This is a genomic window from Pontibacterium sp., from assembly GCF_041587635.1.
Lineage (GTDB): Bacteria > Pseudomonadota > Gammaproteobacteria > Pseudomonadales > Balneatricaceae > Pontibacterium.
On the sequence record NZ_JBFGYC010000381.1, the window covers coordinates 1 to 4,018 of the forward strand.

Genomic DNA, 4,018 nt, shown 5'->3' on the forward strand with positions numbered 1-4,018 from the left:
ACCAGCAAACCGCCCCCACACAGGGTTCCACTGATCTGACCAAAGGCATTAGGATTAAACCCATCCCAGGCATCAAAAATCAGCAGTTCGGTTTCACGACCGAGGTAACGATGCAGATCGCGGGAACCTACACCGGTGCTGCCCGCAGGCGCTTGCTGAGAGACCCAGAGGTACGTATCCGGCTCAGCGCACAACCAGTTTTGAATCTGTTCGGCCTGAGCGATCGTCCAGTCACGATCACCTGCCACAACCAGCAACTGGCGGTGATTATTGTGCCGGGCTCCTTCCAGCAATTGCACGACAGTTTCGCGCCGGGTCATTCTTACCTCCATAACTACCCAAATATCTACTCAAGCCGTCCCGGCGAACGCCCGTTCACGTCCAATATATAACACGACACGACTGCAAACTGATCACAGACAGCGTGCATTGTAGCTGAAATGCTCGCTGAGTAATTGACTCAGGACTATGCTGTAGGTACAGGGCTTAGCCTAAGGGGGTGCGATTGTCTGAAACGCTTTATCTGGTTCTTGATCAGGGCGGGCAAGCGAGCCGGGCACTGATTTTCAACGATTACGGGGAAAGTTTAGCTCAGTCCCGCGTTGAGCAAAAAACCGATATCGGTAATACCAGCCCCGATCCGAAATGGATTGTGGATTCTTTGCGTCGAGCCGCCACCAATGCCCTGCAACAGTTAACACCCCAGCAACGCTGCATACCGATGCGGGCCGCTCTAATTTGCCAGCGCTCTAGCTGTTTATGCTGGGATCGCATCTCTGGACAGCCCCTGACACCGTTGATCGGCTGGCAAGATAAAAGTGGCCAATACATCATCGACCAGCTTTATCACCACCATCGGGAGATTCAACGCATCTCCGGTTTAGTCGCTAACAGCCACAGCCCTGCCAGTAAGTGGGCCTATCTGCTATCCGCCAGTGCGATGATCGAAGCCCAAAGACGTTACCAGCTAGCCTGTGGCAGCCTCGCCTCATTTCTGATATTTCACCTGTGTCGCGAGCACCCCTTTTTAATCGATCGCGTCAATGCAGCCCGCACCCAGCTTTATTCGCTTGAAGCCCGCGACTGGAGCAATCCGTTACGTGCCTTGTTTGATATTCCTGCCGAATACCTGCCGGACATCCGTCCCAGCCTGTATCGCTATGGCACACTGGAATTAGCAGGGTTACGCATTCCACTGAAGCTGGTATGCGGAGATCAACCTTCCGCTTTGTTCAGTAACGGCTGGCCGAACCCCAGTGCCCTGTCGGTGAACATGGGAACAGGTGCATTTATCCAGATGCCACTGTTGGTCGAAGCACAGGAGCGCCCACAAACCCGGCTGCTCATAGCACCCGCGTACAGTGATTTGAACGATGAGTTACTGGTACTTGAAGGTACTGTGAATGGTGCTGCTACCGCATTAAATCTGACCAGTCTGCCGCTCGGATTAAACTATCATAATAGCGATAGCTGGCGGCAACGCTACCAACCGCTGCCCCTGTTTGTGAACGGCGTGGGAGGCTTGGGATCCCCGGATTGGTGCAGCGTGGAAAGTGGCTGGCAGGGTTTACCTCCCTTTGACCCAAAATCAAAAGTATTAGCGGTTGCTGAAAGCATCCTGTTTTTGATTCAACGGAATATCATCGCCATGCGTGATGTGGGTAGTTTTCCCACCAGTATCCATCTCAGTGGTGGACTGAGCCAACTCGACTGGATGGCGCAAGGATTGGCAAACCTGAGCGGACTCAATGTACACCGTATGACCGACCCGGAATCCTCATCCAGAGGGGCCGCCTGGTTGCTCAGTCGCAGTCCTGACTGGCGCCGGTCCGGAGAGCAGGTCTTTACTCCTGCGAAAAACAGTGCACTGCCCGCTCGCTTCCACAACTGGACACAGCTGCTTCATGCCGCCCTGTTAGCCGCGAGCAACCGCAGGTGAGCGGTATCCGCCACAGGGGTGCGTTTACCCAGCGTTCTGCTCAACTGTTTCATCAGCTGCGCCGCAGTCGCACGATAGTCCGTCAACTTACCGCCGTACAGAATTGCTAACGTGGGGTGCTTGGGATCATCGAATAGAAACTGGGTGTCACGGCTGCGAAAAAACGCCGCCCGATCGGAGCGGGGCAACACTCTTAATCCACAAAAACGGCCTTCGGGTCTCAACTGATGTTCTGGCAGATAAGTATCCAACGTCTGCTGTAGATATTGGACCTCTTCCCGCAGAGGTTCGACCTCTCCCGGATTGCCCTGATACACCTTTTCCGTTGTACCCACTAAGGTTTTATCTTGCCAGGGTAGAATAAACACCGCCCGGCCATCACTAGGCGCTTCCACGTAGAGGCACTGTTCACTCAACCCTGCTGGATATACCAAATGTGTACCTTGCACCAGATCAATCGTCAAAGGTCGCCAGCCCGCAGTTGGTGTTTCAATCTGGCTTAACACCTGGTTCACCCAAGGTCCCGTCGCATTCACCAATACCCGACAGCTGGCGCGTTTCTTTATCTCGGCCTCATAGAAGATCAGTTCGTAACCGGAATGAGATCGAGTAGCAGCGTCAAAACGTGCTGGACAGCACAAGATTGCGCCCAACGCCTGAGCAGACCGCCCCACTGCACAGGTCAAGGCCTGATCATCGGTCTGACCGTCGTAGTAACGAAATATATGCTGCAGCCCCTCTGTTTTCAGGCCCTTAATGTCTGCCCAACGCGTTTCGGGCAATTCAGAGTACAGACCTGTTTCACGCAACCCACTGAGCAGGTAATAGGCACGCAGTGCCCAGCGAATTTGAGCCGCGCTATAACGCCCGCCGTCATACACCGGAATATAAAAACTGCGTAATTTAACCAGTTCAGAGGCAAGCTCGAGCAGACGATCCCGCTCGTTCAGGCATCGCCGTACTAAACCCAGCTGTCCTGTTTGCAAATACCGTAACCCTCCATGGATCAACTTACTGGAACGGCTGGAAGTTGCCCCTCCCCACGCGTTCTCTTCAAGACATAAAACTGAATATCCGGCCGCTGCTGCAGCCTGAGCGATTCCAACGCCGTGAATCCCTCCGCCGATTATCGCAACATCGTAATCAGCCATAATGTCCACTCCACTCCGTTAGCAGATCACCACAACGATGGGTTTCCAGATAAGCCGCACCGCGCTTTAACCAATGCGTGGCCCGATGAACAGTATCGACTTCATATACCACAACGGGGATGCCCAACTGATCCAGATGCTGGCGATGCCTGACACGCCTTTTATTCACAAACAAAATATCAGGATGCAGCTGGCTTAGGGTTTCTTTGGTCGGTGGCCAGCGTCGAGTTACCAAACCGATTGATCCCCAGCGATCACGCGCTGCCGCCAATAAACTGGCATGAAAACTAATGAGGGTGGCTCTTGTTTCCAGGGGCCTCAGCACGGGTAATACCGCGTCAAGCACCGCTTCAATTCCAAAGTAGTCTATCGATTCCTCTTTGATTTCAACGAACAGAGACAGGGAGGGGTATAAAGTGGCCCATTCGATAACCGCTTCCAAATCAGGAATCGCCTCACCCACAAATAGATCACCCAACCGACCCGGTTCTGACGCAGAAAAGGCATTCAGCTGTGAGCGTGTGAGTTCTGTAATTTTGTGGTGCTCACCACAGACGCGTCGCAGATCAAGATCATGAAACAATACCGGTCGGTGATCAGCGGTAAGTTGAATATCAAACTCTAATCGCTCTACACCTGCATCCACAGCTTGTTGCAGAGCCAACAGAGTATTTTCAGGGTATCGACTTTGGAAACCTCGGTGGGCAACCAAGCGTTTTTTCAGCTGCGTTGCACGCATACCTTCACCTCCACACTTAGCCACTGGCCTTCACACAGTATGTTAAGACTAGCTGAAACCCTTTAAGCACGTCGGACGTTCCGGAGAGAGAATAACCGAGCAGTTTCTGATCGACATTTCTCTTTCACAAAAACAGTCTAAACTTAGCACTCATGGGCTTCGCAGATCCCACCCAATGCTGTCGCGGAG

General features: G+C 53.0%; 4 protein-coding genes. 1 reads left to right on the forward strand and 3 read right to left on the reverse strand.

Annotated elements, in window-relative coordinates; translation table 11 throughout:
- The coding region (locus tag ABYW01_RS15915; protein WP_372834530.1) for a tRNA(Met) cytidine acetyltransferase TmcA domain-containing protein at nt 1-320 on the reverse strand (320 nt) is incomplete at its 3' end.
- A 185-nt stretch (nt 321-505) separates the two neighbouring features.
- Between ABYW01_RS15915 and ABYW01_RS15920 the strand changes: the two genes are divergently transcribed.
- Nucleotides 506-1,939 (forward strand): FGGY family carbohydrate kinase, encoded by a 1,434-nt coding sequence (locus ABYW01_RS15920; RefSeq protein ID WP_372834533.1) that lies wholly within the window; start codon nt 506-508, stop codon nt 1,937-1,939.
- Here the strand turns inward: ABYW01_RS15920 and ABYW01_RS15925 are convergent.
- On the reverse strand, nt 1,903-3,090 hold the full coding sequence (locus ABYW01_RS15925; RefSeq protein ID WP_372834536.1) for an FAD-dependent oxidoreductase: 1,188 nt from the start codon (nt 3,088-3,090) through the stop codon (nt 1,903-1,905). The genes ABYW01_RS15920 and ABYW01_RS15925 overlap by 37 nt on opposite strands.
- Nucleotides 3,083-3,829, reverse strand: coding sequence for a glycerophosphodiester phosphodiesterase family protein (locus ABYW01_RS15930; protein WP_372834538.1), 747 nt, complete (start codon nt 3,827-3,829; stop codon nt 3,083-3,085). The genes ABYW01_RS15925 and ABYW01_RS15930 overlap by 8 nt, the downstream gene beginning before the upstream one ends.
- Nucleotides 3,830-4,018: the final 189 nt, after the last annotated feature.